General features: G+C 58.3%; 28 protein-coding genes and 1 tRNA gene. 14 read left to right on the top strand and 15 right to left on the bottom strand.

Annotation, left to right across the window (positions count from 1 at the left end):
- Positions 1 to 4: 4 nt before the first annotated feature.
- The 9 genes from fdx to trmJ all read right to left on the bottom strand — a co-directional run bounded on the left by fdx (position 5) and on the right by trmJ (position 7,186).
- Positions 5 to 346 (bottom strand): ISC system 2Fe-2S type ferredoxin, encoded by a 342-nt coding sequence (gene fdx / locus ACMGG8_RS10245; RefSeq protein WP_011063213.1) that lies wholly within the window; start codon positions 344 to 346, stop codon positions 5 to 7.
- A 3-nt stretch (positions 347 to 349) separates the two neighbouring features.
- Positions 350 to 2,212 (bottom strand): Fe-S protein assembly chaperone HscA, encoded by a 1,863-nt coding sequence (gene hscA, locus ACMGG8_RS10240; RefSeq protein ID WP_060844529.1) that lies wholly within the window; start codon positions 2,210 to 2,212, stop codon positions 350 to 352.
- 51 nt (positions 2,213 to 2,263) lie between these two features.
- Positions 2,264 to 2,785, bottom strand: coding sequence for a co-chaperone HscB (gene hscB, locus ACMGG8_RS10235; RefSeq protein ID WP_060840882.1), 522 nt, complete (start codon positions 2,783 to 2,785; stop codon positions 2,264 to 2,266).
- A gap of 8 nt (positions 2,786 to 2,793) precedes the next feature.
- Complete coding sequence (gene iscA, locus ACMGG8_RS10230) at positions 2,794 to 3,117, bottom strand: iron-sulfur cluster assembly protein IscA (protein WP_007929524.1); 324 nt, start codon at positions 3,115 to 3,117, stop codon at positions 2,794 to 2,796.
- 42 nt (positions 3,118 to 3,159) lie between these two features.
- Complete coding sequence (iscU, locus tag ACMGG8_RS10225; protein WP_003443374.1) at positions 3,160 to 3,546, bottom strand: Fe-S cluster assembly scaffold IscU; 387 nt, start codon at positions 3,544 to 3,546, stop codon at positions 3,160 to 3,162.
- A gap of 94 nt (positions 3,547 to 3,640) precedes the next feature.
- Positions 3,641 to 4,855, bottom strand: a complete 1,215-nt coding sequence (locus ACMGG8_RS10220) for an IscS subfamily cysteine desulfurase (protein ID WP_060840883.1) — start codon at positions 4,853 to 4,855, stop codon at positions 3,641 to 3,643.
- Between the two features lie 50 nt (positions 4,856 to 4,905).
- Positions 4,906 to 5,397: a Fe-S cluster assembly transcriptional regulator IscR gene (gene iscR, locus ACMGG8_RS10215; protein WP_011063217.1), complete on the bottom strand. Its 492-nt coding sequence runs from the start codon at positions 5,395 to 5,397 to the stop codon at positions 4,906 to 4,908.
- A gap of 239 nt (positions 5,398 to 5,636) precedes the next feature.
- A complete protein-coding gene (gene cysE / locus ACMGG8_RS10210) occupies positions 5,637 to 6,413 on the bottom strand; it encodes a serine O-acetyltransferase (RefSeq protein ID WP_092310765.1) in 777 nt (258 codons plus the stop codon).
- Positions 6,413 to 7,186 (bottom strand): tRNA (cytosine(32)/uridine(32)-2'-O)-methyltransferase TrmJ, encoded by a 774-nt coding sequence (trmJ, locus tag ACMGG8_RS10205; RefSeq protein WP_414159543.1) that lies wholly within the window; start codon positions 7,184 to 7,186, stop codon positions 6,413 to 6,415. Before trmJ ends, cysE begins: the two co-directional genes overlap by 1 nt.
- 246 nt (positions 7,187 to 7,432) lie before the next feature.
- Between trmJ and suhB the strand changes: the two genes are divergently transcribed.
- The gene (gene suhB / locus ACMGG8_RS10200) at positions 7,433 to 8,248 is read left to right on the top strand and encodes an inositol-phosphate phosphatase (protein WP_011063220.1); all 816 of its coding nucleotides are present in this window, start codon (positions 7,433 to 7,435) and stop codon (positions 8,246 to 8,248) included.
- 133 nt (positions 8,249 to 8,381) lie between these two features.
- On the opposite strand, the gene ACMGG8_RS10195 is transcribed toward suhB, so the two are convergent.
- From ACMGG8_RS10195 to queA, 6 genes are all read right to left on the bottom strand, one after another.
- Positions 8,382 to 8,936 (bottom strand): glycine zipper 2TM domain-containing protein, encoded by a 555-nt coding sequence (locus tag ACMGG8_RS10195; RefSeq protein ID WP_011063221.1) that lies wholly within the window; start codon positions 8,934 to 8,936, stop codon positions 8,382 to 8,384.
- 122 nt (positions 8,937 to 9,058) lie between these two features.
- Entirely contained in the window at positions 9,059 to 9,973 is a 915-nt protein-coding gene (gene secF / locus ACMGG8_RS10190) for a protein translocase subunit SecF (RefSeq protein ID WP_060840886.1), read from the bottom strand.
- 9 nt (positions 9,974 to 9,982) lie between these two features.
- A complete protein-coding gene (gene secD / locus ACMGG8_RS10185; protein ID WP_060840887.1) occupies positions 9,983 to 11,851 on the bottom strand; it encodes a protein translocase subunit SecD in 1,869 nt (622 codons plus the stop codon).
- A 62-nt stretch (positions 11,852 to 11,913) separates the two neighbouring features.
- On the bottom strand, positions 11,914 to 12,252 hold the full coding sequence (yajC, locus tag ACMGG8_RS10180; protein ID WP_060840888.1) for a preprotein translocase subunit YajC: 339 nt from the start codon (positions 12,250 to 12,252) through the stop codon (positions 11,914 to 11,916).
- A gap of 47 nt (positions 12,253 to 12,299) precedes the next feature.
- Positions 12,300 to 13,415 (bottom strand): tRNA guanosine(34) transglycosylase Tgt, encoded by a 1,116-nt coding sequence (gene tgt, locus ACMGG8_RS10175; protein WP_162470478.1) that lies wholly within the window; start codon positions 13,413 to 13,415, stop codon positions 12,300 to 12,302.
- Positions 13,416 to 13,429: 14 nt separating this feature from the next.
- Positions 13,430 to 14,494 (bottom strand): tRNA preQ1(34) S-adenosylmethionine ribosyltransferase-isomerase QueA, encoded by a 1,065-nt coding sequence (gene queA / locus ACMGG8_RS10170; protein ID WP_414159542.1) that lies wholly within the window; start codon positions 14,492 to 14,494, stop codon positions 13,430 to 13,432.
- Between the two features lie 108 nt (positions 14,495 to 14,602).
- Here queA and ACMGG8_RS10165 point away from each other — a divergent pair.
- From ACMGG8_RS10165 to drt4, 13 genes are all read left to right on the top strand, one after another.
- Positions 14,603 to 14,687: transfer RNA gene (locus ACMGG8_RS10165), tRNA-Leu, on the top strand.
- Between the two features lie 164 nt (positions 14,688 to 14,851).
- Positions 14,852 to 16,093: a tyrosine-type recombinase/integrase gene (locus tag ACMGG8_RS10160; RefSeq protein WP_414159541.1), complete on the top strand. Its 1,242-nt coding sequence runs from the start codon at positions 14,852 to 14,854 to the stop codon at positions 16,091 to 16,093.
- 282 nt (positions 16,094 to 16,375) lie between these two features.
- Positions 16,376 to 17,215: a hypothetical protein gene (locus ACMGG8_RS10155; RefSeq protein WP_414159540.1), complete on the top strand. Its 840-nt coding sequence runs from the start codon at positions 16,376 to 16,378 to the stop codon at positions 17,213 to 17,215.
- 90 nt (positions 17,216 to 17,305) lie between these two features.
- Positions 17,306 to 17,587 carry an AlpA family phage regulatory protein gene (locus ACMGG8_RS10150; protein WP_339070203.1) on the top strand — a complete coding sequence of 94 codons (282 nt, stop codon included), beginning with the start codon at positions 17,306 to 17,308 and terminating at the stop codon, positions 17,585 to 17,587.
- Positions 17,584 to 17,889: a hypothetical protein gene (locus ACMGG8_RS10145; RefSeq protein WP_414159539.1), complete on the top strand. Its 306-nt coding sequence runs from the start codon at positions 17,584 to 17,586 to the stop codon at positions 17,887 to 17,889. The genes ACMGG8_RS10150 and ACMGG8_RS10145 overlap by 4 nt, the downstream gene beginning before the upstream one ends.
- Before the next feature lie 48 nt (positions 17,890 to 17,937).
- Positions 17,938 to 18,423, top strand: a complete 486-nt coding sequence (locus tag ACMGG8_RS10140) for a hypothetical protein (protein WP_414160000.1) — start codon at positions 17,938 to 17,940, stop codon at positions 18,421 to 18,423.
- The gene (locus ACMGG8_RS10135) at positions 18,420 to 18,704 is read left to right on the top strand and encodes a hypothetical protein (RefSeq protein WP_194237135.1); all 285 of its coding nucleotides are present in this window, start codon (positions 18,420 to 18,422) and stop codon (positions 18,702 to 18,704) included. Before ACMGG8_RS10140 ends, ACMGG8_RS10135 begins: the two co-directional genes overlap by 4 nt.
- Entirely contained in the window at positions 18,701 to 18,970 is a 270-nt protein-coding gene (locus ACMGG8_RS10130; RefSeq protein ID WP_414159538.1) for a DUF3077 domain-containing protein, read from the top strand. Before ACMGG8_RS10135 ends, ACMGG8_RS10130 begins: the two co-directional genes overlap by 4 nt.
- Positions 18,967 to 21,861 carry a DUF927 domain-containing protein gene (locus tag ACMGG8_RS10125; RefSeq protein ID WP_414159537.1) on the top strand — a complete coding sequence of 965 codons (2,895 nt, stop codon included), beginning with the start codon at positions 18,967 to 18,969 and terminating at the stop codon, positions 21,859 to 21,861. Before ACMGG8_RS10130 ends, ACMGG8_RS10125 begins: the two co-directional genes overlap by 4 nt.
- Before the next feature lie 228 nt (positions 21,862 to 22,089).
- A complete protein-coding gene (locus ACMGG8_RS10120; protein WP_414159928.1) occupies positions 22,090 to 22,932 on the top strand; it encodes a chromosome segregation protein SMC in 843 nt (280 codons plus the stop codon).
- Between the two features lie 63 nt (positions 22,933 to 22,995).
- A complete protein-coding gene (locus ACMGG8_RS10115; RefSeq protein ID WP_414159536.1) occupies positions 22,996 to 23,184 on the top strand; it encodes a hypothetical protein in 189 nt (62 codons plus the stop codon).
- 66 nt (positions 23,185 to 23,250) lie between these two features.
- Positions 23,251 to 23,616, top strand: a complete 366-nt coding sequence (locus tag ACMGG8_RS10110; protein WP_414159535.1) for a histone-like nucleoid-structuring protein, MvaT/MvaU family — start codon at positions 23,251 to 23,253, stop codon at positions 23,614 to 23,616.
- A gap of 333 nt (positions 23,617 to 23,949) precedes the next feature.
- Complete coding sequence (gene drt4, locus ACMGG8_RS10105; RefSeq protein ID WP_414159534.1) at positions 23,950 to 25,638, top strand: antiviral reverse transcriptase Drt4; 1,689 nt, start codon at positions 23,950 to 23,952, stop codon at positions 25,636 to 25,638.
- Positions 25,639 to 25,679: the final 41 nt, after the last annotated feature.

Below are 25,679 nucleotides of genomic sequence, written 5' to 3'. Positions count from 1 at the left end.
TGAATCAGTGCGGCGCTTCGGCGGCATGGTTGAGCGAGTACTTGGGAATTTCAACGGTCAGGTCTTCGTCGCCGACGATGGCCTGGCACGACAGCCGCGATTGCGCTTCCAGGCCCCAGGCCTTGTCCAGCAAGTCTTCTTCCAGCTCGTCGGCTTCGTTCAGCGAATCGAACCCTTCACGAATGATGCAGTGGCAGGTGGTACAGGCACAGACGCCGCCGCAGGCGCTCTCGATCTCGATGTGGTTGTCATGGGCCACCTCGAGCACCGAAACCCCGGGCTCGACCTCGACAACCAGACCGTCCGGGCAGAACACGGCGTGTGGCAGAAAAATGATCTGCGGCATCAGTTATTCCTCGATTTCATTCAGGTTGCGCCCCGCCAGGGCGGCTTTCACCGTCGAATCCAGGCGGCGGGCAGCAAAGGCATCGGTCACTTGCGACAGACGCTTGGTCTGCTGCTCGATGGCGTAACCATCGGTGCCACGCATCAATTCACTCAGTTCCTGCATCTGCAGCTCGATGACCATGCGCTCTTCAGCGTCCAGCAGGCGATCACCGTCCGCGTCCAGAGCGCCTTGCACGGCCTCGATCAGCCGCTGGGCATCAACCTGCTGCTCCCGCAGCACGCGGGCCACCTTGTCGTCGCCGGCGTACTGGAAGGAGTCCTTGAGCATCTTGGCGATCTCGCCGTCGGTCAGGCCGTAGGACGGCTTGACCTGGATGCTGGCTTCCACGCCCGACCCCAGCTCCCGTGCCGAGACGCTGAGCAGACCGTCGGCATCGACCTGGAAGGTCACGCGGATCTTCGCCGCACCCGCCACCATCGGCGGGATGCCGCGCAATTCGAAGCGCGCCAGGGAGCGGCAGTCGCTGATCAGCTCACGCTCGCCCTGCAGCACATGAATCATCATGGCCGTCTGGCCATCTTTGTAAGTCGTGAAGTCCTGGGCACGGGCCACCGGGATGGTGGTGTTGCGCGGAATCACCTTCTCCATCAGCCCGCCCATGGTTTCCAGACCCAGGGACAGCGGAATCACGTCCAGCAGCAACAACTCGCCACCTTCGCGCTTGTTACCGGCCAGGGTATCGGCCTGGATCGCAGCACCAATGGCCACCACTTGATCCGGGTCGATTTCGGTCAGCGGCTGGCGACCGAACATTTCGGCGACCGCTTCCCGCACTCGCGGCACCCGGGTCGAACCGCCCACCATGACCACTGCCTGCACTTCGTCCAGTTCGACATTGGAGTCACGAACGGCGCGACGGCAGGCCTTGAGGCTGCGCGCCACCATGGGCTCGATCAGGGCATCGAAGGTTTCGCGGGTCAGCGCGGCGCGCCAGTCACCGTAAACCACTTCCACCGAGGCGGCATGGGTCAGGGCTTCCTTGGCCGCACAGGCGGTTTGCAACAGGTTGCGCTGAGTGCCCGGATCCAGGTCGGCGGACAAGCCCGCGCCCTCGATGATCCAGCCGGCAATGGCGTGATCGAAGTCATCGCCACCCAGGGCGGTATCGCCGCCGGTGGCCAGCACCTCGAAGACACCGCCGGTCAGGCGCAGGATGGAAATATCGAAGGTACCGCCACCCAGGTCATAGATCGCCACCACGCCCTCGGCATGCTGGTCCAGGCCGTAGGCCACGGCAGCCGCGGTCGGTTCGTTGAGCAAGCGCAGCACATTCAGACCGGCCAGCTTGGCCGCATCCTTGGTGGCTTGACGCTGGGCATCGTCGAAATAGGCCGGAACAGTAATCACCGCCCCCACCAGCTCGCCACCCAGGGTCGCTTCAGCGCGCTGACGCAACACCTTCAGCACTTCCGCGGAGACCTCCACCGGGCTTTTCGGCCCCTGGATGGTCTCGATGAACGGCATGTGCGACTCGCCGTCAACGAAGCGATAGGGCAGTTGTTCGCCCAGCTGCTTGACGTCGGCCAGCCCGCGCCCCATCAGGCGCTTGACCGAAAGCACGGTGTTCAAGGGATCGGTGGGCGCGGCCAGGCGGGCGGATTCGCCCACTTCGACGCGGTCGGCGTGATAACGCACGGCGGACGGCAGAATCACCTGACCCTGCGCGTCGGCCAGAGGCTCGGAAAGACCACTGCGCAAGGCAGCGACCAGCGAATTGGTAGTGCCCAAGTCGATTCCCACAGCCAGGCGACGCTGGTGCGGTTGAGGACTTTGGCCGGGTTCGGCGATCTGCAGTAGGGCCATGCTTATCTGGACTTATCTGTATATCAGGCGTGCGACCGGAGCGGCACTGGGTTAATCGTCGAGGCGCTCTTCTAACTGGCGCACTTCGTAGGTGAGCTTGTCGAGGAACTGCATGCGCCGCATCAGGCGCTCGGCCTGCTCGCGCTGCGCTGCATCATCCCAACAGGCTGCGAAGCTTTCGTTCAGTTCATCCTGGGCAATCTTCAACCGCCGCTTGAATGCCGCCACACCGGCCAGGTCGGCGCTGTCCTGCAGGTCTTCGAGCTCTTCGCGCCACTGCATCTGCTGCAGAAGAAACTCGGGATCATGCACCGTGACTTCCAGCGGCAACTCGCCACCCTTCAACGCCAACAGATAACGGGCACGCTTGGGCGGACTCTTGAGCGTCTGATAAGCCTCATTGAGGCTTGCCGACTGCTCCAGGGCCAGGCGCTGCTCACGCTCGGACGCATCGGCAAAACGGTCAGGATGAACCCCGCGCGCCAACTCACGGTAGCGCGCGGCCAGCTGCTCGAGATCCAGGCGGAAGCTCGGTTGCAGCTCAAATAAAGCGAAATGACAAGGAGTACCCACTGGAAGCCTCAGATGTTGAAGCTTTCGCCGCAGCCACATTCACCGCGCACGTTGGGGTTGTTGAACTTGAAGCCTTCGTTCAACCCTTCCTTGACGAAATCAAGCTCGGTGCCGTCCAGATAGGTCAGGCTTTTCGGGTCGATGATCACTTTCTCGCCGTGACTCTCGAACACCTGATCGTCCTCGCCGATCTCGTCGACGAACTCCAGCACATAGGCAAGGCCGGAACAGCCTGTGGTGCGAACACCCAGACGAATCCCATCACCCTTGCCGCGCCCGTTGAGGGAGCGTCGCACGTGTTGAGCAGCCGCTTCTGTCATGCTGATAGCCATCGTGACTCCTTACTTGTCGCCAAATCTGTGAAAGCCGATCGATCAGATCAGGCCTTTCTTCTGCTTGTAGTCGCGAACGGCGGCCTTGATGGCGTCTTCGGCGAGTACCGAGCAGTGAATCTTCACTGGAGGCAGGGCCAGCTCTTCTGCCAGCTGGGTGTTCTTGATGGTTTCGGCTTCATCCAGCGTCTTGCCCTTCATCCACTCAGTGGCCAGGGAGCTGGAGGCAATGGCGGAACCGCAGCCATAGGTCTTGAACTTGGCGTCCTCGATGATGCCCTGCTCGTTAACCTTGATCTGCAGACGCATCACGTCGCCGCAGGCGGGAGCGCCGACCATGCCGGTGCCGACATCAGGATCTTCCGCGTCCATCTTGCCGACGTTACGCGGGTTCTCGTAGTGGTCGATGACCTTTTCGCTGTAAGCCATGATTCTTAATCCTCACTCATCAGAGAGTCGCTCTCGGGTTCCGCAAATCGCCGTTATCGGCACGCTCTACAGAACCCTGTGCGGCGACTTATATTCAGTGTGCCGCCCACTCGATCTTCGAGATATCGACGCCATCTTTGTACATGTCCCACAGCGGCGACAAAGCGCGCAGCTTGGTAACGGCTTCGCAGACTTTCTGCGCTGCGTAATCGATTTCTTCTTCGGTGGTGAAGCGGCCGAAGGTGAAGCGGATCGAGCTGTGAGCCAGCTCGTCGTTGCGGCCCAGGGCGCGCAGCACGTACGAAGGCTCGAGCGACGCCGAAGTGCAAGCCGAGCCGGAAGACACCGCCAGGTCCTTGAGGGCCATGATCAGCGACTCGCCTTCAACGTAGTTGAAGCTCAGGTTCAGGTTGTGCGGCACGCGGGCAGTCATGCTGCCGTTGATGTACAGCTCTTCCAAGTGCTCGACCTGCTTGTAGAAGCGCTCGCTCAAGGCCTTGATGCGGGCATTCTCGGCCGCCATGTCTTCCTTGGCGACGCGGAAGGCTTCGCCCATGCCGACGATCTGGTGAGTGGCCAGGGTGCCGGAACGCATGCCGCGCTCGTGACCGCCGCCGTGCATGGTGGCTTCCAGGCGCACCCGCGGCTTGCGGCTGACGTACAGCGCGCCGATGCCTTTAGGACCGTAGGTCTTGTGGGCCGAGAAGGACATCAGGTCGACTTTCAGGGCCTGCAGGTCGATCTCGACCTTGCCGGTGGACTGAGCGCCGTCGACGTGGAACAGGACGCCTTTGGAGCGGGTCAACTCGCCGATGGCGGCGATGTCGTTGATGGTGCCGATCTCGTTGTTCACATGCATGATCGAAACCAGGATGGTGTCGTCACGCAGAGCTGCTTCAACCATGGCCGGAGTGATCAGACCGTCTTCGCCCGGCTCGATGTAGGTCACTTCGAAGCCTTCACGCTCAAGCTGGCGCATGGTGTCCAGGACAGCCTTGTGCTCGATCTTCGAGGTGATCAGGTGCTTGCCCTTGGTGTGATAGAAATGCGCGACACCCTTGATTGCCAGGTTGTCGGACTCGGTGGCACCGGAGGTCCAGACGATTTCACGCGGGTCGGCGTTGACCAGGTCTGCCACTTGGCGACGGGCATTTTCCACCGACTCTTCGGCCTTCCAGCCAAACACGTGGGAGCGGGACGCCGGGTTACCGAAGTTTCCGTCGACCAGCAGGCATTCACTCATCTTCTGCGCCACGCGCGGATCAACCGGGGTGGTTGCAGAGTAATCAAGGTAAATCGGCAATTTCATGGACTCTCTCCTAAATCAGGCTGGCTGGCGTGCCGCTAGCTCTATGGCTGTCATTCGACGGCTGACGCTTCAATCTTGTCCAGGCGCGGCGCCTTGCCATTACAACGGCGCTGATCCTGACGCTGGGCAACTTCTTGTACCTCACGGCGAGTGACAAGGTCTGCCAAGCTGATACCGCTCAGAAATTCGTGGATCTGCAGGCTCAGGTCGCACCACAGGTGATGGGTCAGGCAGGTGTCGCCGGCATGGCAATCACCCAGCCCCTGGCATTTGGTGGCATCGACCGATTCGTTCACGGCATCGATCACCTGGGCCACCTGGATCCCCTGCATGTCACGGGACAGCTGATAGCCGCCACCCGGACCACGGACGCTGGACACCAGGTTACTGCGACGCAGTTTGGCGAAAAGCTGTTCGAGGTAGGACAGGGAAATGCCTTGGCGCTCAGAGATATCGGCCAGGGAGACCGGGCCATGTTGCGCGTGCAACGCCAGATCAAGCATGGCGGTCACCGCGTATCGGCCTTTAGTAGTCAGTCGCATGGACAAGTACCACGGAGTTTCGGAATGGAGGCGAGTATGCAATACCCGAGTAATCAGGTCAACTATAAGACCAACTACTTTAGTCGGGTTTACCCGCAAAAGAGCGCGCGAATCATAGCAAAGTCTGCGACGTAATGGCACAGCAGGTTGCCGACAACTGACCTGCGGGTCACCTAGGGCGCCTCAGCCCCCTTTCGCCGGCAAGCGGCCCCCTGGACGAGGAGCCGCCGGCCAGGCCATCAGCCGATCTGGCTGTCGCTCTTGCCTTTGACTGCTGCGAAGTCTTCCTCTCGCAGGGCTGGCAGATCCTTGGCGCAGTAGTCACTGCCCAGGTCCTTCAGAGCGCCGCACACACCCTCCAGGCGAGCGTCCACCGCCTGCAGATGGTCGAGCAACTGACCAATGGCCCGCGCCACCGGATCAGGCATGTCCTCGCTGACGCCATAGGCATCGAAACCGAGCTTCTCCGCCATCGCCTTGCGCTTGGCTTCCTGCTCGTCACTGGACTTCATGATGATCCGCCCCGGAATGCCGACCACTGTCGCGCCCGCCGGCACCGCCTTGGTCACCACCGCATTGGAACCGACCTTGGCCCCCGCACCGACCGTGAAGGGGCCCAGCACCTTGGCGCCCGCACCCACTACCACGCCGTCCTCCAGGGTCGGATGGCGCTTGCCCTTGTTCCAGCTGGTACCGCCCAGGGTCACCCCCTGATAGAGCGTGACATCATCACCGATCTCGGCGGTTTCACCAATGACGATGCCCATGCCATGGTCAATGAAGAAACGACGCCCCACCTTGGCCCCCGGGTGAATCTCGATCCCGGTCAGCCAGCGACCGAAGTTCGACACCAGCCGCGCCAGCCATTTCCAGCCCATGCCCCACAGGGCAGCGGACAAGCGGTGAATCCAGATCGCGTGCATCCCCGGGTAGCAGGTCAGCACCTCGAACGCATTGCGCGCCGCCGGGTCACGATGAAATACGCTTTGGATATCTTCACGCAGACGCTCGAACATCATTGATCCTTCCGCTTTTGTAGCTCTCCACGGGCCGCTTTCTGGGTTTCCGTGAGAATGCCACGCAATATATTCATTTCCACCCGGCTGACCGAGCTGCGACCGTACAACCGACGCAGGCGCGCCATCAAGTGCCGCGGTTTTTCCGGATCGAGAAAGTCGATGGCCACCAGCGTCTGCTGCAGATGCTCGTAAAACCGCTCCAACTCATCCATGGTCGCCAGCTCTTCACTGCGCGGCGAGGCCACTTCATCCTTCTCAACCTTGGTCGGCCGACCTTGGGCCGCCAGCCAGGACATGCGCACTTCATAAGTCAACACCTGCACTGCCGTGGCCAGATTCAGCGAGCTGAACGCCGGGTCCGACGGGATATGCACGTGGAAATGACATCGCTGCAGCTCGTCATTGGTCAGGCCGGAATCTTCACGACCGAAGACCAGAGCGATCTGCGCGCCCTGCCCGGCTTCTTCCACCACTTTCAGGCCGGATTCACGAGGATCCAGCAGCGGCCAGGGAATGCGTCGATCACGAGCACTGGTACCAAATACCAGAGTGCAACCGGCCAGGGCCTCCTCAAGGGTGGCGACCACCTGGGCGCTCTCCAGGATATCGGTGGCACCGGAAGCCCGCGCATCGGCCTCATGGGACGGAAACACCCGGGGCTCCACCAGCACCAGCCGCGACAGGCCCATGTTCTTCATGGCACGCGCAGCCCCGCCGATATTGCCGGGATGACTGGTATTGACCAGGACGACACGAATGTTCTGCAGCAAGGGAGGCGCTCTCGGACACGGGAAAGGGGAGCAAATCTTACAGAACAGGCAAGACTCCCGCCTCAAAAATAACCATCCACAACCAACGACCCGCCCATCAAGCGCAGTCGGCCAGCGAGGCGCACCCACACCCTCGAACTGCGCCACACAGCGGATCGATGCAATCAAAGCGAACGCCGACCTTCATCTGCAAAAGTTTTCTGCTAGAATGCTCGGCTTTCTTTAACAACCTTAGGTGACCTATCCATGCAGCCAATGCTGAATATCGCGCTGCGCGCCGCCCGCAGCGCCAGTGAATTGATTTTCCGCTCCATCGAGCGCCTGGATACCATCAAGGTCGACGAAAAAGACGCCAAAGACTACGTATCCGAAGTTGATCGTGCCGCCGAGCAGAAGATCATCGACGCATTGCGCAAGGCCTACCCGACCCACGCCATCCTCGGCGAAGAAACCGGCCTGCATGCCGGTAGCGGCGAAGGTGAAGACTACCTGTGGATCATCGACCCACTGGACGGCACCACCAACTTCCTGCGTGGCATCCCGCACTTTGCCGTAAGCATCGCCTGCAAATACCGTGGCCGCCTGGAACACGCCGTGGTCCTCGATCCGGTTCGCCAGGAAGAATTCACCGCCAGCCGCGGCCGTGGCGCCCAGCTGAACGGTCGCCGCCTGCGGGTCAGCGGTCGCACCAGCCTCGACGGCGCCCTGCTGGGCACCGGCTTCCCGTTCCGTGACGATCAAATGGACAACCTCGACAACTACCTGGGCATGTTCCGCGCCCTGGTGGGCCAGACCGCCGGTATTCGCCGTGCTGGCGCTGCGAGCCTGGACCTGGCCTACGTCGCCGCCGGTCGTTTCGATGCGTTCTGGGAGTCGGGCCTGTCCGAATGGGACATGGCAGCAGGCGCCCTGCTGATTCAAGAAGCCGGCGGCCTGGTGAGCGACTTCACCGGCGGTCACGACTTCCTGGAAAAAGGCCATGTGGTAGCCGGCAACACCAAATGCTTCAAAGCGGTCCTGACCGCCATCCAGCCGCACCTGCCGGCCTCGCTGAAGCGCTAAGCGCCAGCGACAAAAAAAGCACCCTTCGAGGTGCTTTTTTTATGTCCGCAAAACCCGCCCCGCAGGAGCCGAGTTGCTGGCGAAGGCAATCTCAGAGCCCATTCGCCGGCAAGCAGACTCCTGCAAGCGCGGGTTATTGACCCGGCTGATTCTGGTTCTGGCCGAGAATCAGACGCCCTTCTTTATCCACCGGGATCTGGTTGCCCGGATCGCGATCCATGCGCACCTGACCTTGCTTGCCGCCCAGGTCGTACTTCACGTCGTAACCGACGATCTTGTCACTGATGTCATTGACCGTGTTGCAGCGAGTCTGCGTGGTGGTGTAGGTGTCACGCTCCTGCATGCCTTCCTGCACCTTGTTACCCGCATATCCGCCACCCACGGCGCCGGCCACAGTGGCAAGCTTCTTGCCGTTACCATTGCCAATCATGCTGCCCAGCAGGCCACCGCCCACCGCACCGGCCACGGTGCCGAGGATCTGATGCTCATCCTTGACCGGGCGCTGACGGGTGACCGCAACGTCCTTGCAGACTTCGCGAGGGGTCTTGATCTGTTGCTTGACCGGCTGCACAGCCAGCACTTGCGCATACTCAGGGCCGCTTTTAACCAGGCTGTAGGTGGCAACAGCACCCCCGGCGGTGACACCGACAGCACCCAATACCGCACCAACCAGCAACGACTTGTTCACGTGAACCTCCTGACCATACAAACGGGACTTAGCCCGCGCTTCTCCCAGCGTTGGAGCAATAAAAAAGGCGCGAGTTCAACACTCGCGCCTTTTTAACTGACAGCCGGAAAAGGGCTAGATCCTCAAGGACGGTCGTCCACTTCCTTCTCGGTGTTGGCCGGAGGAATCAGGTCCTCGCTGTTCAGGTTCAGCCAGATCAGCACCACGTTGGCGATATAGATCGACGAGTAGGTACCCGCCAGCACACCGACAAACAGGGCGATGGAGAAGCCGTGCAGGTTGTCACCACCGAAGAACAGCAGCGCAATGATCGCCAGCAAGGTGGAGATCGACGTCGCCATGGTCCGCAGCAGGGTCTGAGTGGTCGAGATGTTGATGTTCTCGATCAGGCTGGCCTTGCGCAGCACCCGGAAGTTCTCACGCACCCGGTCGAACACCACGATGGTGTCGTTGAGGGAGTAACCGATGATCGCCAGCACCGCCGCCAGCACCGTCAGGTCGAAGGTGATCTGAAAGAACGACAGGATACCCACGGTCACGATCACGTCGTGGATCAGCGAAACGATGGCGCCCACGGCGAACTTCCACTGGAAGCGGAAAGCCAGGTAGATCAGGATGCCGCCCAGCGCCATGAGCATGCCCAGACCGCCCTGGTCGCGCAGCTCTTCACCCACTTGCGGGCCGACGAACTCGACACGCTTGACCTGCGCCGGATTGTCGCCGCCGACCTTCTGCAACGCTTCGGCCACCTGGTGACCCAGTTGCGGGTCTTCACCCGGCATCCGCACCAGCAGGTCGGTGGTCGCACCAAAGCTCTGCACGATGGCTTCGTGATAACCGGCGTCGTTCAGTTGCGAACGCACCTTCATCACATCCGCCGGACGCTCGTAGGTCAGCTCGATGAGCGTACCGCCGGTGAAGTCCAGACCGTAGTTCAACCCCTTGTGGAACCAGCTGAACAACGCCAGAACGGTGAGGAGCACTGTGACGCCGAACGCAAAGTTGCGGACGCCCATGAAGTTGATAGTACGTAACATGGCAGCCCCTTAAATCCACAACTTCTTGAAGTCACGACCGCCGAAGATCAGGTTGACCATCGCGCGGGTCAGCCAGATGGCCGTGAACATCGAGGTAAAGATCCCGAGGGACATGGTCACCGCAAAACCCTTGACCGGGCCGGTGCCCATGGCAAAGAGGATGCCGCCCACCAGCAAGGTGGTCAGGTTGGCATCGAGAATCGCGGTGAATGCCCGGCCGAAGCCTTCGTTGATTGCCCGCTGCACCGTCATGCCGGCGGCGATCTCTTCACGTATCCGCGAGAAGATCAGTACGTTGGCGTCCACCGCCATACCCATGGTCAGCACGATACCGGCGATACCCGGCAGGGTCAGCGTCGCCCCCAGCAAGGACATCAGGGCCAGCAGCAGCACCATGTTCAGCGCCAGTGCCACCGTGGCGATCACGCCGAAGAAGCGGTAGATGGCGATGATGAACAGCGACACGAACAGCATGCCCCACAGCGAGGCATCGATACCCTTGGTGATGTTGTCAGCACCCAGGCTCGGACCGATTGTGCGCTCTTCGGCGAAGTACATCGGCGCCGCCAGACCACCGGCACGCAGCAGCAGCGCCAGCTCGGAGGACTCACCCTGGCCGTTCAGGCCGGTGATGCGGAACTGACTGCCCAGTGGCGACTGGATGGTCGCCAGGCTGATGATCTTCTTCTCTTCCTTGAACGCCTGGACCGGCACATCTTTCTCGACGCCGTCGACCATCTGCTTGGTGTAGGTGGTGATCGGCTTCTGCTCGATGAAGATCACCGCCATGCTGCGACCGACGTTGCTGCGGGTCGAACGGTTCATCAGTTCGCCACCGTGACCATCGAGTTTGATGTTCACCTGTGGACGGCCGTGCTCGTCGTAGCCGGCCTGGGCATCGGTCACCTGGTCGCCGGTGATGATCAGGCCACGCTCGATCAGCGCTGGAGGACGGTTGCCCTCACGGAATTCGAAGGACTCGGAAGTCGCCTTGGAAGCACCCGGCTCGGCGGCCAGACGGAATTCCAGGTTGGCGGTCTTGCCCAGGATCCGCTTGGCTTCAGCGGTGTCCTGCACGCCCGGCAGCTCAACCACGATACGGTTGGCACCCTGACGCTGAACCAGAGGCTCGGCCACACCCAGCTCGTTGACCCGGTTACGCACGGTGGTCAAGTTCTGCTTGATGGAGTATTCGCGGATTTCCGCCAGCTTGGCCGGGGTCATCGCCAGACGCAGCACCGGTTGGCCATTGAGGTCGGCCGGTACGATATCGAAATCATTGAAGTTCTTGCGGATCAGCGAGCGGGCCTGTTCACGGCTGTCTTCATCGCTGAAGCCCAGCTGGATGGCACCGTTGAGCTGCGGCAGGCTGCGATAGCGCAGACGCTCTTTGCGCAGCAGGCTCTTGACGTCGCCTTCATAGACCTTCAGGCGGGCGTCGAGGGCTTTGTCCATGTCCACTTCCAGCAGGAAGTGCACACCGCCGGACAAGTCCAGACCCAGTTTCATCGGGTGCGCACCGAGGTTGCGCAGCCATTGCGGGGTGGTTTGCGCCAGGTTCAACGCCACCACATAGTCATCGCCCAGCGCCTTGCGCACTACATCCTTGGCCGGAAGCTGGTCTTCCTTGTTGATCAAGCGCAGCAGGCCACCCTTGCCGTTGGCGGCAATGGAGGAAGCCTTGACCTTGATACCGGCGTCGGTGAGCGCGTTGCTCGCACGATCCAGATCCGCCTGAGTGACCTGCAACGCAGTGCTCGCACCGCTGACCTGAATGGCCGGATCATCAGGGTATAGATTGGGAGCGGAATAAATAAAACCGATCGCCAGCACCGCCAGGATCAGTAGGTACTTCCACAGAGGATATTTGTTCAGCATCACGCCGCCCGTTTATGACGCGGGGCGCCTTGCGCGCCCCGTCGATTGGTAAAAGATGAAACTTAGATCGCTTTCAGCGTGCCTTTTGGCAGCGTGGCTGCGATCGCGCCCTTCTGGAACTTCAGCTCAACGGAGTCCGACACTTCCAGAACCACGAAGTCGTCGGTCACTTTGTTGATCTTGCCGGCGATACCGCCAGTGGTCACAACTTCGTCGCCTTTCTGCAGGTTGCTCAGCAGGTTCTTCTGCTCTTTGGCGCGCTTGGCCTGTGGACGCCAGATCATCAGATAGAAGATGACCAGGAAGCCGACCAGGAAAATCCACTCGAAACCAGTGCCGGCAGGACCGGCAGCAGCAGGTGCAGCGGCGTCCGCATACGCGGCAGGGATCAAAAAGCTCATTTAACACTCCGATAATTGCAGAATTAGTGGCTTAACGTCTTTAGAACTTACTCTAAAGGCGGCACGGGTAACCCGCGCTTGGCATAGAAGGAATCGACAAAGGCGGCCAATGTACCTTGTTGAATAGCCTCGCGCAAACCAGCCATAAGACGCTGGTAATGGCGCAAATTATGGATGGTATTGAGCATACTCCCGAGCATTTCCCCGCACTTGTCCAAGTGATGCAGATAGGCACGGGAGAAGTTCTGGCAGGTGTAGCAATCACAAGTTGGGTCCAGCGGCGAATCATCATGGCGATGAAACGCGTTACGGATTTTCAGCACGCCTGTATCGATGAACAGATGCCCATTGCGGGCATTGCGGGTTGGCATCACGCAATCGAACATGTCCACACCGCGGCGCACACCCTCAACCAGATCTTCCGGCTTGCCAACTCCCATAAGGTAACGAGGTTTGTCGGCAGGCATCTGGCCCGGCAGGTAGTCCAGGACCTTGATCATTTCATGCTTGGGCTCGCCCACCGACAGGCCGCCGATGGCCAGGCCGTCGAAGCCGATCTTGTCCAGGCCTTCCAGGGAACGCATGCGCAGGTCCTGGTGCATGCCGCCCTGGACGATGCCGAACAGCGCCGCCGTGTTGTCGCCGTGGGCGTTCTTCGAGCGCTGGGCCCAGCGCAGGGACAACTCCATGGAGATCCGCGCCACGTCCTCATCGGCCGGGTACGGCGTGCACTCATCGAAGATCATCACGATGTCCGACCCCAGGTCGCGCTGCACTTGCATCGACTCTTCCGGGCCCATGAACACCTTGGCGCCGTCCACCGGCGAGGCGAAGGTCACGCCCTCTTCCTTGATCTTGCGCATCGCCCCCAGGCTGAACACCTGGAAACCGCCGGAGTCGGTCAGGATTGGGCCCTTCCACTGCATGAAATCATGCAGGTCACCGTGGGCCTTGATCACTTCCGTACCCGGGCGCAGCCACAGGTGGAAGGTGTTGCCGAGAATGATCTCGGCGCCGGTGGCGACGATATCCCGCGGCAACATGCCCTTGACCGTGCCGTAGGTGCCCACCGGCATGAAGGCCGGGGTTTCCACCGTACCGCGGGGGAAGGTCAGGCGACCGCGACGAGCCTTGCCATCAGTGGCCAGAAGCTCGAAGGACATACGACAAGTGCGACTCATACAGTTTCCTCGGGGGCCAGATCCTTGGGAGCGGTCGGCGCGGGATTACGGGTGATGAACATCGCATCACCGTAGCTGAAAAAGCGGTACCTATTTTCCACTGCGGCGCGATAGGCGGCCATAGTCTCGGGATAACCGGCGAACGCCGAAACCAGCATCAACAGCGTGGATTCCGGCAGATGGAAGTTGGTCACCAGGGCATCGACCACATGGAATGGCCGGCCCGGGTAGATAAAGATGTCGGTGTCGCCGCTGAACGGCTTGAGCACACCATCGCGGGCGGCGCTTTCCAGGGAACGCACGCTGGTGGTACCCACCGCTACCACCCGGCCACCGCGAGCCCGGCACGCGGCCACCGCATCCACCACATCCTGGCCGACTTCCAGCCACTCGTGATGCATATGGTGATCTTCGATGCGTTCGACCCGCACCGGCTGGAAGGTTCCGGCGCCGACATGCAGGGTCACGAATGCCGTCTCCACACCCTTGGCGGCAATCGCCTCCAGCAGCGGCTGGTCGAAATGCAGCCCGGCGGTCGGTGCCGCCACAGCGCCCAGGCGCTGGGCGTACACGGTCTGGTAGCGCTCGCGATCCGCGCCTTCGTCCGGGCGATCTATATAAGGAGGCAACGGCATGTGCCCGACCCGGTCCAGCAGCGGCAGCACCTCCTCGGCAAAACCCAGCTCGAACAGCGTGTCGTGGCGCGCCAGCATCTCGGCCTCGCCACCGCCCTCGATCAGAATCTTCGAGCCCGGCTTGGGCGACTTGCTGGAGCGCACATGGGCCAGCACACGATGGCTGTCCAGCACCCGCTCGATGAGGATCTCCAGCTTGCCGCCGGAGGCCTTCTGGCCAAACAGGCGGGCCGGAATCACCCGGGTATTGTTGAACACCATCAGATCGCCAGGGCGCAGATGCTCCAGCAGATCGGTGAATTGACGGTGGGCCAAGGCGCCGGTTGGCCCATCCAGGGTCAACAGACGGCTGCCGCGACGCTCGGCCAAAGGATGGCGGGCGATCAGCGAATCAGGAAGCTCGAAGGTAAAGTCAGCAACGCGCATGATGGGGTTCGTCTAGCAGGGCCGGAAAGTTTAGCGGAATAACTAAAAATTGACCATGAAAGCCGATTGACCAACGGTAACCGCCTCTCTATACTTCGCCGCCATTGAGCCCTGATGGCGGAATTGGTAGACGCGGCGGATTCAAAATCCGTTTTCGCAAGAAGTGGGAGTTCGAGTCTCCCTCGGGGCACCACATAGCAGTATCTGAGAGTCTCTGCCAGCCTCTCAGACCCAAAGAAACCGGCCACTTGGCCGGTTTTTTTGTGTCTGGCTATCTATCCCTATCTCCCCTTATCCGTTGTATCCCTGTATCCCCGCTTGTATCCTCAGAAAAATACCGAACTTTGGGATACAAGGATGAAGCGCGCAGATATCAAGCGCCGCCCTCTCGCAGACACGACGCTTACAGGGCTGGAACCTGAAGCAAAGGAGTATCGCGAGCTGGACGGAAACGGCCTGTACTTCAGGGTCAAGCCTGATGGTGGTAAATCCTGGCAGCTCCGTTACAAGCGCCCTGCGGGCAGTTGGGCCTGGATGGGGCTCGGGGGTTACCCCGAGGTGAGCGGTGCACTGGCCCGGGAAAAAGCTGCCGAACTGCGCAAGACCATAAGCAGCGGAGTTGATCCTCTTGAGCAAAAGCGATCTGCCAAGGCCGCCATAGATGCAGCGAAGACACGAACCTTCAGAGCAGCTGCTGACGCCTGGTTAAAAGCAAAAGAGGAAAAGGGACTGGCTCCCTCCACGCTTAACAAGATCCGCACCTACCTCGACAAGGACATTCTCCCGGCACTGGGGGACAAACCACTCGACGACATCACCCGTACCGATTGCGCCGAACTCCAAGCATCCATCGAAGCCCGAGATGCACACAACGTAGCGGAAAAGTGCCGCACCTGGATCAACCAGATATTTGGGCGGGCTATCGGCTTAGGACTCACCGAGAACGACCCGGGAAGCCGGCTTCGGGATATAGCTGCCCAAGCGCCAAAAACTCAACAGCACCCGCACCTACTGGAACCTGAGCTAGGTGAGTTCCTCACCGCACTTAAAAACACTCCCAGCAGACTGACGGCACGAACAGCAGCATGGCTTTGCATCTGGACAGCCTCACGACCGGGCATGGTTCGCCTGGCTGAATGGAAAGAGTTCGACCTCGATAAGGCCACTTGGACGACACCAGCGGCAAAGATGAAGATGCGCCGAGACTTCGTTTGCCCTCTCCCCCATCAAGCCATTGCCGCACTAAAGGAACTCCATTGCCTGACTGGCCGTAGTCGTTGGCTGTTCCCCGGAGTGGGCTCCAAGAACCCGACTATCAGTGAAAACACGATCAACAAAGTCTTCGCTACCATCGGGTATAAAGGCCGCCTTGTGGGTCACGGCACCCGGCACACAGCAAGCACGCTGCTGCGAGAACATGGTTGGCCCAAGGAGCACGTTGAGGCACAACTGGCCCACAAGGAGGAAGGAATCTCAGGGGTCTACAACAAAGCCCAGTACCTTGAACAACGCATTCATATGATGCAGTGGTATGCAGATCACCTTGATGCCTTAGAGACCGACAATGTGGTGCAAGGTCAGTTTGGAAAGGCGGTATGAGAGCACATACCCTGCCCCTCTCAAAAAACGGTGTAACTGGTGTAACTCGTGTAACACCTCTCACCAGACGCCCGGTTTCATTGGCTTTCACGACCGTTACACAGTTGAGCAGCCTAGCGAACCTCGGATGTAACGCGGCCTCGACATGTAACGCCAAAGTAAATGCCCTGGCGCTGCGGGCAGACGGCCTGCAACCGTACCTAACACACGACTTTCGCTGGCTCCGCCTTCCAAACGCAGGGCGTGGGACTCTTCGTTACACGGTGCCTGAGGCACTCGGCAATGGTTGATCACAACCTGACATTGCATTCGGTGTTATGCCACGGCCTGCTCAAATATCTATCAGCGCAACCGCTCTATGACCTCTGCCGTGAACAGGTCGCTGACGCCTGCCACATGATCGACCAGTGCTGGCTGCGCATTCATGGCGACGATATCGATAAAGATCTCGCCAGCATGTGCATCCACACGTCGATCCATGAGGAGACTATTTTTCAATATGCCTCAACCGATACTCGGGGACGCCTCGCGCATTGGGTCCGTCAGTACAGCAAATATGAGTCCGCTTCGGAGCGCGACGCGCATACCGCGTACATCATGGCTTGCGCCATAAAAGCGCTGGCGGAATTAGCCAACTGGATGCAAACAGCTGATCAAGAGGCTTGGTCGCATGCCTCTGAACCTCCTACCGACTGGCCCTGGGACCTCTACCGTCAGTTCGTAGAGACGCAGGTTGATCCAAACATACGCATCAATGCGCTAGATCAGTACGCACTTTATCTGGAACCGATCACTTCCCTACCCTGCCTACGCGACGATGAACTGAGACCCATTGCCGACCGAGCGATTAAGAACGCCATTCGCAAAAAAGGCGGAATCATCAGCAGCATGCAGCGTAGCGAGGAAACTAACGCTCGAGATGCCGCGATAGTAAAACAGTCACGTCACTACCTGTCGGCAGGGATGTCAGAACGTAACGTCGCAACCGCGGTGCATGCCTGGCTAACGCGAGAGGTCGCCAAACCACCCAAACAACGTCCTGAATGGGTCACTTTCGAAACCGAAAAAGCGCTGACTCGCAAGAGCATTGAGGCCATTCTCAAACGCAATTTCGTGATGTAACTGAAATTTCAATTGGAAGTGAACTGCTCATCACTGATTAATCCCTAGACCATTGTTCTCGCCAGTCCAAATCAAGCGAGAGCAATACCTATGAAAACCCCTGCTACCGAAATTTCCCGCAAAGCACCCGCCAACGCCCCCTCATTGTTTGATGCCGCCTCGACCCTGATCCGCATGCGCGAAGTTGAGGGCATCGTAGGCATGAAGCGCTCGACCATCTACAAACTCATGCAGCGCTCCGACTGTGGTTTCCCGCAGCCGGTCAAGCTCAGCAACAGCAACGCTCGCGGCGCGCCCGTTGCGTGGGTTCTCTCCGAGGTACAAGCCTGGGCACGAGCCCGCATCGCAGCACGCGATCAGGTGGCCGCATGAAAAAGCATATAGCTCACCTAGCCGTCCTGCAGCCCTTCTCCGTGCTTCGAAAAATCGGCTTTTCATCGCGATGCATGCAACGCCTGGAGCGCTACCGAACCGAGCAGGCCAGACGAAACCACGTAGTGGCCGTGATGAGCTGGGCTGACGGCACCTGGTGCGCGCTCGCGTTGCCCTGCATGCCCCCTCACGCCGTCATCGTCGATGAAGGCCAGCAGATCGATGCCTACGAAGACGCACGCTCCTGCATCGAGGGCGACTTCCTTCCTCTGCTTTCCCTGCGCCGGGAAGTTCATGCCTGAAATGAAAACGCCCCCGGGGGCGATCCGGAGGCGTTGAGGTAAATCTACATGCACGAACAATTTATGCTGCACCTGAACAATCTGCAAGTCATCACCACAGTTGCACTTTCAAAAAACGGGCGCTACTCTCTGGCCGTCGCTGCAAAATCAGCGACCGGGTTTGACGGCCCGATCAACAATAGGCGCACAGGCGCCCCCATTACGATTGCAGGCGCTTTTTTTGTGCCCGCATGTCCGTTTTATGGTGGCTGTGCGTGGGAGACCCTCGGGTCTGCCGGGTTCCTATTGTCCCGGTCCGTCAACCTGCGCACAGCTGCCACCCTAATTCGTTTGACGGCGAACCGTGGCAGCTCCTCAACAATAGGAGTTTCGCCCATGCACGCCCTCAATCCGTCCAAAATTCGCGCCGCTGCCCACAGGGCTATGGCTCTCGCCGCTTTACACGCCAACTCCAGCCTCGCTACACGCCTTTCTCGCTACAACACCCACATGGCCAAGGCTCGTGCCCTGGAAAGCGCAGGGGGTGCCCAATGAGCACTCAGCGCAGCCTTGCCCTGCCCGAAGACCTGCTGTGCGTCAGCAATGACGTTGAAGCCGGTATCCCTATCGACGCAATCACCTGCGCTATTGACCGTGCAGACTCCGTACTTACGCTGCTCGAAGATCACTTCGAAGGTGATCAGTCACGCCTCTCCAATCACGTTATCGCCTCGGTTATTTGGGACGTTCGCGGCACCCTGGGCCTGATCAAAACACTCACCCTGCATGGTGATGCTTCTTCTGTTCCTCTGGACCAGAAAGGCGGTGCGCTATGAGCATTCAAACCACCTTGGGCCGGGCATCTTTTTTCGGCAGCACCAACGGCCAATGCCTGTTTCGAGTCAATGCAGGAGTGTCGATCGAGGACGCGCTCGAAACGATCTCACTCCTTCAGCACTACAGCAACCAGCTCACTCTTGACGCGGCCATGAGCGATAAAGGCGAGCGTTATAGCTGGTGTGCGCTCTACCTCGGCGAGATGGCCAAGGCGCTCCTCGACGATGTGAACGATTCACTCTTCGTGTCGAGGGCCGAGCCATGACCCAACACACCAGCAACGCCTCAAAACGGCCCAGCTTTGCCGACGTAAAAAGCGCCGCTCTCAAGGACATTGACCGCGTGCTGGCCCACTGGCTGCCCAACGGCAAACGCGTAGACGGAGGCAAGGAATACACCGCACCGAACCCCACGCGCGCCGACAAGCGCGCAGGCTCACTCAAGGTCAACCTGAGCAAAGGCACCTGGGCGGACTTTGCCACCGGCGATAAGGGCGGCGACCTGATTGACCTGGTGCGCTACCTCGACGGAGGCACAGATGTGGAAGCCTGCAACAAGCTTGCGGATCTGCTGAGCGTTTCTGCTGGAACAGCTCAGGCCAAATCCACACCAGCCAAAAGCAAGTCGCCCGAGTGGATCGCCATCCTGCCGATCCCAGCAGAGGCCATGAGCAAGTGCCCGGCCAAACACCGACAACACGGCGCACCATCCAAGGTGTGGATCTACCGCGACGCTCAAGGTCAGCCGGTCATGGCGCTGTATCGCTTCGACCTGGGCCCGGACGAAGACGGTAAGCAGAGAAAGGTCTTTGCCCCGCTGACTTGGTGCAAACGCTCCGATGGCCAAACAACTCAATGGCGCTGGCAGGGCCTGCCTGAACCACGCCCCTTGCTGCGCCTGGATGAATTGGCCCAGCGTATCGACGCCCCGGTGGTGCTGTGTGAGGGCGAGAAGGCCGCAGACGCCGCCGCTGAGTTGATGCCTGAGTACGTGGCCACCTGCTGGCCGAACGGTTCGAACTCCTGGCACAAGGCCGACCTGTTGCCGCTCAAAGGGCGGTCGGTGCTGCTCTGGCCGGACAACGATGCCAGCGGTAAAGCGTGCATGGACGCCATCGAGCCGAAGCTGCTTGAACTGGGCGCGGAGTCAGTACAGCGAGTGTCACTTGAGGTGTTCAAGCGCAAGCCCACCACCAAGGACGGCAAGCCCTCGTTTGCCAAAGGCGGCAAGTGGCTAGAAGGCGACGACGCTGCCGACGCACTGACCAAGGGCTGGACCGCTGGCCACGTTGCCGAGCTGGTGCGCAGCGGTGAGTTTTTCGTGAACACGGCGGACGAAAAAACAGAGGAGCCCATCAAGACAAAGACAGCGACCAAGCGCCCAGCGAAATCGAAAAATGACCTGATGCCCGGTGGCTTTCGCCTGACGCCCGAAGGGGTGTTTTATGCCGGTGATGATGGTGAGGCACGCCCGGTGTGCTCGCCCCTGGAAATCATCGCCCGCACCCGTGACGAGAAGGGCCACAACTGGGGCTTACTGGTCGAGTTCGACGATCCAGACGGCGCCAAGAAGCGCTGGAACATTCCAGCGCGCACCATGACCGGCGACTTCGGCAAAGACGTATTGGGGCCACTGGTAGACATGGGCCTGCGCCTCGCAGGGAGCCGTTCGGGACGCAACGCACGCAACGACTTGCAGAGCTACCTTGGTGGCTTTGACAGCGCACAGCGGGCCCGTCTGGTGACGCGGCTGGGCTGGCACGGCAACGCCTTCCTTTTGCCCGAGCAACAAATTGGATCGCACGAAGAACACCTGCACTTCTACGAGGCCGGTGCCCAGCTCCCGCCGATCAGCGAGGCAGGCTCCCTGGAACAATGGCAGCAGCAGATCGGAGCCCTGTGCGTTGGCAATCACCGCTTAGCGTTTGTCGTTAGCGTGGCCTTTGCGGGCCCTCTGCTGAACTTGCTGGGCCATGAGTCGGGCGGCTTCCACTTCTACGGCGACAGCTCGGGCGGCAAGACCACCCACTTGCAGGTAGCCGCCTCGGTTTACGGCGGGCCGCGCCTGGTGCGTTCGTGGCGTTCTACAGACAACGCTCTGGAGTCCATCGCCGCCGCGCACTCGGACGGGCTCCTGGTGTTGGATGAAATCGGTATGTGCGATGCCCGCATCATTGGCGAGACGGTGTACATGCTCGGCAACGGCACCGGTAAAGCCCGGGCCAATGATCGAGGACAAGCGGGCCGACAGGTGCAGGAGTGGCGCTTGCTGTTTCTCTCGACCGGCGAGAAGACATTAGCGCAACACATGGCCGAGGCTAACAAGGAGCTGAAAGCTGGCATGGAGGTCCGCATGCTCGCGGTGCCAGCGGACGCAAGCAAAGGCCTCGGCATGTTTGATGTGCTGAACGGTTTTGAGGATGCCGCCGCCCTCTCCGATGCGCTCAAGGCTCGCGTAGCCAAGTTCTACGGCACGCCCCTCACCGCCTTCCTGAATGCCCTGAGTGAGCCCGGCGAGATGCTGAGGTGGTCGGTGATCGTTCGTCGCACCCTGGATCAATTCATCACCCAAAACCTACCCGCCACGGCCAGCGGTCAAGCTCAACGTGCAGCCATGCGCTTCGGCCTCGCCGCTGCAGCGGGCGAGTTGGCGACGGCCTTTGGTGTCACCGGCTGGCCGGATGGCACTGCCACGACTGCCGCCCGAGTTTGCTTGCATGGATGGCTGGCTGAGCGAGGTGGTGCGGGCAACCTGGAGGGCGAAGCCATCATGGCCCGACTGCGCCAGGTGATCGAGCGCTTCGGAGAAAGCCGGTTCACCCGGTGGGAATCCACTGCCGCCAAGATCGATGAACACGGCCCCCGCACCATCGACCGCCTGGGTTTTCGCAAGACCATGGAACACGGCATGGGCGACACCATGCACACGACCATCACCTACTACGTGTTGCCTGAAGCATGGCGTTCGGAGGTGTTTAAGGGGTTGAACCTCACAGCCGTCAATCGAGAGCTGATCCAGCGGGGCGTACTGCAACCTGCCAAGGACGGAAAGGCTTCTTGCTCGGTACGTCTGCCCGGCATGGGAGTTCAGCGCTGCTATGTGGTCTTGAGCGAACCGGGGAATGAGGTGGCATTGGCAGAAACGGAAGCGGCCTAAAGGCAGCTCATTACGACGAGATTTAGCCGGGCGCTTCCGGCCTCGCCAGCCACTCATTCAACCCACATCAAATTTTAAGGAACACCACAGATGAACCATTCACAAGCAAACACCGAACAACGCGAACTGCTGCCAAATGAGCTGAAAAGCGGTGAGGTCACAGACCTTGCACAGGCTATTTCGGGCGCCAGTGAAACACCCGCCTATTACGAAAATAAACAGCTACTGCTGGACGAGATCGAGGGCCTGAAAAATCATCGCGATAAACTCCTGGGTGAAGCCGAACAACTCTATAAAGAGATAGCTCCATTGGAAGCGTTGTTGGAAAACGATGAAATAATGGACGCTGATCGGTTGCATGAACTCCAAAGAAGTTACAACGAGCTGAAACGCCCTTACGACTCGCTAAATCATCACGCCTCTCTCGCGAACAACAAGATTCATCGACGCGAGAAACTCGTCAATTACGAAACGTTGATGGCGGAATACATAGAGTCGATGGCGAACTGGAAAGCCGACGAGAAAGAGCTTAACGAAAAGCGAGACAGCCTCAGTACCCGTTTGGAACAGATCCAGAAGCAAGCTACCGAGGACATGGCAAAAGCCCGGCAAGCAGAAACCGACGCCGCCACCGCTTACGCTCAAGCCGTGGCGTGGGGGGACACGGAAGGCGAAAAAAATGCCAATGCAGACGCGCAAAAGGCAGCGAAAAATCTATCCACGGCGACCGAGCACAATCGTCGCCAGCACTTGATTATTGCCGCGTTGGAGCAAGAACTGGTCACAGTGAATCAATACATCGCGGAAGCCCACAAAGAGCACAAAACTATCGAGCAACAAGCTCTACATCTGGCTCACACATTGCTGGAAGAGAAATGGAATGAAGCAGCAAAAGAGCTGTTTGAAGTCGGCGGAAGGCTATGGGCTGCCTACAACATGATCGGCCGAGATCAGGTGTGCTTATTCAAGCTGGTCGTACCTGAAGCAGGAGAAAATTTCGGTAATTGGATATGGAGTGAATTGTCCGATCGAGCAAACAAATTCAGCATTCAAGACGTGCTCACCATGTAGCACCGCTGCCCCTGAAACAGCCCGCGCACGCGGGCTGTTTAGAATCCCGCCAGGACAACGATCATGACCGAACACATAGAAAGCAGCGCGAGCTGGACCGACACCCTGAAAGCACGTAAAGATCACTTAACAACGCTGCTGAAAATTGTAGATATCAAAAGCGGCAAAACGACTAAGGTGCAGGCGCTCACAGTCGATTTGATTAAGACTGAAATGAGCCGCATCGAAAGCCAGTTAAAACGCCGACAATAGCGCTGACCTCAAGCACTATAATACTATTCAGAAAAACATCGTCTAGACACGCATCAGGAAAACACAATGTCCAAACTCGCAGAATTCCGCCAGCTTGAAAAACACCTGGCTGAGCAGCTTCAAGCACTAGAAGCGCTGAAAAGCGACGGTGCCTTGAAGAAAGAAATCGAATTCGAAACCAAGCTCCGTGGCCTGCTGGATCAGTATGGCTTCAGCCTTAAGCACATCATTAACTTGCTCGATCCACAAAGCACTAAGCGAGCTCCAGCCTCGGCTACTACGCCCAGCACTCGGAAGCCTCGCGAGTTGAAGACCTACAAGAACCCACACAGCGGCGAAGTCGTCGAAACCAAAGGCGGTAACCACAAGACGCTGAAGGAGTGGAAAACCGAGTACGGCTCGGACGTGGTTGAAAGCTGGCTGCAAAAGTAAGATCGCTTTATCTGAAAAAGGGCCCAAGCGGGCCCTTTTTGTTGCTCGCATCATTGCGAACGAAACCTAAAACTAACGCTGCAAGCTCCCAACTTGTAGACAATTTCTTACCAGAAAAACCCGATACGCTTTTCCCGTTAAAAATCCGAGGCTGCTTTCGGCTGCGGATTCAACAGGCGGGGTTTCATCACAACGATAAACATCACTGCTTTCCTACGATGTAACAAAGCTTTGGACGTTCACAGCAAAGCTGCCAGAAACCACGTCTTCGACTACCCTACTCTCCTCGGCAAGCCAGATATCGACACTTGTGCTGTGTCTTCTAGTACGCGCATGAGCAAATCCAGACAAGATACTTTATTTGATAGAACAGGTTATAAAATGGACGACGAACGATTTGTGTTTGAAGCGCTTACCCGATTCAACTACTTCCCTAACCAAAAACAGGGAGTGGGCGAGATTCCACCAGTCTTCGATTCCAGGCGATTCACACCAGAAGTGGTTCTTCGAATCATCCAAGAGCCAGATGCATGCGATGAACGTGCAAAGGACCCAGAAAGCAATAAGGTAGGAAGGCCTTCGAAGGGTTTTGATTTTGCTGAATATGCGTCCACTCGCTACAACAACGTGCCCAGACTTTTGGGCATTCCCCATCCACAAGCATACGGGCGCCTTGCAAAATGTATTTCCGAGAATTGGCAGCACATTCGGGGAATCTGCGAGAACGAGAGCAGTAAAATTAAACCATACTTCCATGTTGACAAAAGACTGGTCGTGATGAATTACGACAGTTTTCGAGAGAAAGTTCTGGAGAAAAGCAGGACGTCATTCGGTAAGCGTTACTTGGTTAACACGGACGTTGCAAGCTGCTTCAACTCTGTCTATACACATGCTATTGAATGGGCGGGAATGGGTGAAGAAGAAGCCAAGAGAAAACTTGGGGTAAAGGACAACAGCAATAAGCACTGGTCGACAGACTTGGATAAGTGGCAAAGGAATACACGACGTCTTGAAACCCAGGGCATTACGATTGGACCGGCGACATCGACGGTCATAGTAGAACTCATACTAGGGGTAGTAGACGAGAAGCTACGTGAGGCAGGATACGATTTTGTTCGATATGTTGATGACTACGTTTGTTATTGCGCAGATTCATCGGAAGCCGAGCGCTTTTTGCAGCTGCTTGCTAGCGAATTGAAAAAGTTCAAATTCTCATTAAACCTATCTAAAACCAAAGTCGAACTTTTGCCCGCAGCAATTCAAACGGACTGGGTAGCAAAACTTCACGCCGCACTTCCTCAAAAAGTCGGCGAAAACAAGAAGTACGACACCGATGACACAATACACTTTTTAGAGTATGCAATTTCATTAAACAATCAAACGCCGGATGGAAGCGTATTAAAATACGCAATGCAGCAACTAATCCACTTTCTTAATGATGACTGGATCAGAGTTATCACTGATTACGTAACAAACTTGAGCTGGCACTATCCCCTCCTGCTTCCTTACCTGGGGATAATTTTCGAAAAGTATGAAATCCAACACTCTGATTACGAGGAAAGGCTTAACGCAATCATAATCGAGAATTCCAAAAATGGACGCTCGGATGGAATGTGCTGGCCTTTATACTTCATCGGTAAATATGGACTGACCCTCAGCAACTTAGCAGAAGCGGCGGTTATAAACTCCAAAGACTGTCTATCAATGTGTATATTAATGCAAATCACTGGATGGACGAAAAACCTACAACGAGTATTCGAAGTACTAAGCGAACTTGATATTTATCAAAAAGATCGACAGTGGGTGTTTCTTTATCAATCTTTTATCAAGGGGTACATACCCAACCCTTACAAATCGCCAGTATTCGAAATCATGAAAAATATGGATGTCGACTTCATGCCGACGGAAGGAAATGAGAGCCTGGCTGAATCGTATTGCACCCATCTGGAATTTGCAGATGCGTTCGAGCCAGAACATGGGCCATATACGTTCGAAGAATTCATACAACGTAGTCAGGCCTGAAATCATCGTTTAATTTTAAGGCGTGGCAGATTAATAATGAC

The organism is Pseudomonas sp. BNK-45, assembly GCF_047456255.1.
In the GTDB taxonomy this organism is placed as follows: Bacteria; Pseudomonadota; Gammaproteobacteria; order Pseudomonadales; family Pseudomonadaceae; genus Aquipseudomonas.
Note: the sequence above shows the minus strand (reverse complement) of the source record. Positions and strands in the feature narration are given on the sequence as shown.

Excerpts from the sequence above, each read along its gene's own strand:
- fdx (WP_011063213.1), bottom strand. The coding sequence starts at position 346 with ATGCCGCAGATCATTTTTCTGCCACACGCCGTGTTCTGCCCGGACGGT.
- hscA (WP_060844529.1), bottom strand. The coding sequence starts at position 2,212 with ATGGCCCTACTGCAGATCGCCGAACCCGGCCAAAGTCCTCAACCGCAC.
- iscA (WP_007929524.1), bottom strand. The coding sequence starts at position 3,117 with ATGGCTATCAGCATGACAGAAGCGGCTGCTCAACACGTGCGACGCTCC.
- iscU (WP_003443374.1), bottom strand. The coding sequence starts at position 3,546 with ATGGCTTACAGCGAAAAGGTCATCGACCACTACGAGAACCCGCGTAAC.
- ACMGG8_RS10220 (WP_060840883.1), bottom strand. The coding sequence starts at position 4,855 with ATGAAATTGCCGATTTACCTTGATTACTCTGCAACCACCCCGGTTGAT.
- iscR (WP_011063217.1), bottom strand. The coding sequence starts at position 5,397 with ATGCGACTGACTACTAAAGGCCGATACGCGGTGACCGCCATGCTTGAT.
- cysE (WP_092310765.1), bottom strand. The coding sequence starts at position 6,413 with ATGTTCGAGCGTCTGCGTGAAGATATCCAAAGCGTATTTCATCGTGAC.
- suhB (WP_011063220.1), top strand. The coding sequence starts at position 7,433 with ATGCAGCCAATGCTGAATATCGCGCTGCGCGCCGCCCGCAGCGCCAGT.
- secF (WP_060840886.1), bottom strand. The coding sequence starts at position 9,973 with ATGTTACGTACTATCAACTTCATGGGCGTCCGCAACTTTGCGTTCGGC.
- secD (WP_060840887.1), bottom strand. The coding sequence starts at position 11,851 with ATGCTGAACAAATATCCTCTGTGGAAGTACCTACTGATCCTGGCGGTG.
- yajC (WP_060840888.1), bottom strand. The coding sequence starts at position 12,252 with ATGAGCTTTTTGATCCCTGCCGCGTATGCGGACGCCGCTGCACCTGCT.
- tgt (WP_162470478.1), bottom strand. The coding sequence starts at position 13,415 with ATGTCCTTCGAGCTTCTGGCCACTGATGGCAAGGCTCGTCGCGGTCGC.
- queA (WP_414159542.1), bottom strand. The coding sequence starts at position 14,494 with ATGCGCGTTGCTGACTTTACCTTCGAGCTTCCTGATTCGCTGATCGCC.
- ACMGG8_RS10160 (WP_414159541.1), top strand. The coding sequence starts at position 14,852 with ATGAAGCGCGCAGATATCAAGCGCCGCCCTCTCGCAGACACGACGCTT.
- ACMGG8_RS10155 (WP_414159540.1), top strand. The coding sequence starts at position 16,376 with ATGGTTGATCACAACCTGACATTGCATTCGGTGTTATGCCACGGCCTG.
- ACMGG8_RS10150 (WP_339070203.1), top strand. The coding sequence starts at position 17,306 with ATGAAAACCCCTGCTACCGAAATTTCCCGCAAAGCACCCGCCAACGCC.
- ACMGG8_RS10145 (WP_414159539.1), top strand. The coding sequence starts at position 17,584 with ATGAAAAAGCATATAGCTCACCTAGCCGTCCTGCAGCCCTTCTCCGTG.
- ACMGG8_RS10140 (WP_414160000.1), top strand. The coding sequence starts at position 17,938 with ATGCACGAACAATTTATGCTGCACCTGAACAATCTGCAAGTCATCACC.
- ACMGG8_RS10135 (WP_194237135.1), top strand. The coding sequence starts at position 18,420 with ATGAGCACTCAGCGCAGCCTTGCCCTGCCCGAAGACCTGCTGTGCGTC.
- ACMGG8_RS10130 (WP_414159538.1), top strand. The coding sequence starts at position 18,701 with ATGAGCATTCAAACCACCTTGGGCCGGGCATCTTTTTTCGGCAGCACC.
- ACMGG8_RS10125 (WP_414159537.1), top strand. The coding sequence starts at position 18,967 with ATGACCCAACACACCAGCAACGCCTCAAAACGGCCCAGCTTTGCCGAC.
- ACMGG8_RS10115 (WP_414159536.1), top strand. The coding sequence starts at position 22,996 with ATGACCGAACACATAGAAAGCAGCGCGAGCTGGACCGACACCCTGAAA.
- ACMGG8_RS10110 (WP_414159535.1), top strand. The coding sequence starts at position 23,251 with ATGTCCAAACTCGCAGAATTCCGCCAGCTTGAAAAACACCTGGCTGAG.
- drt4 (WP_414159534.1), top strand. The coding sequence starts at position 23,950 with ATGAGCAAATCCAGACAAGATACTTTATTTGATAGAACAGGTTATAAA.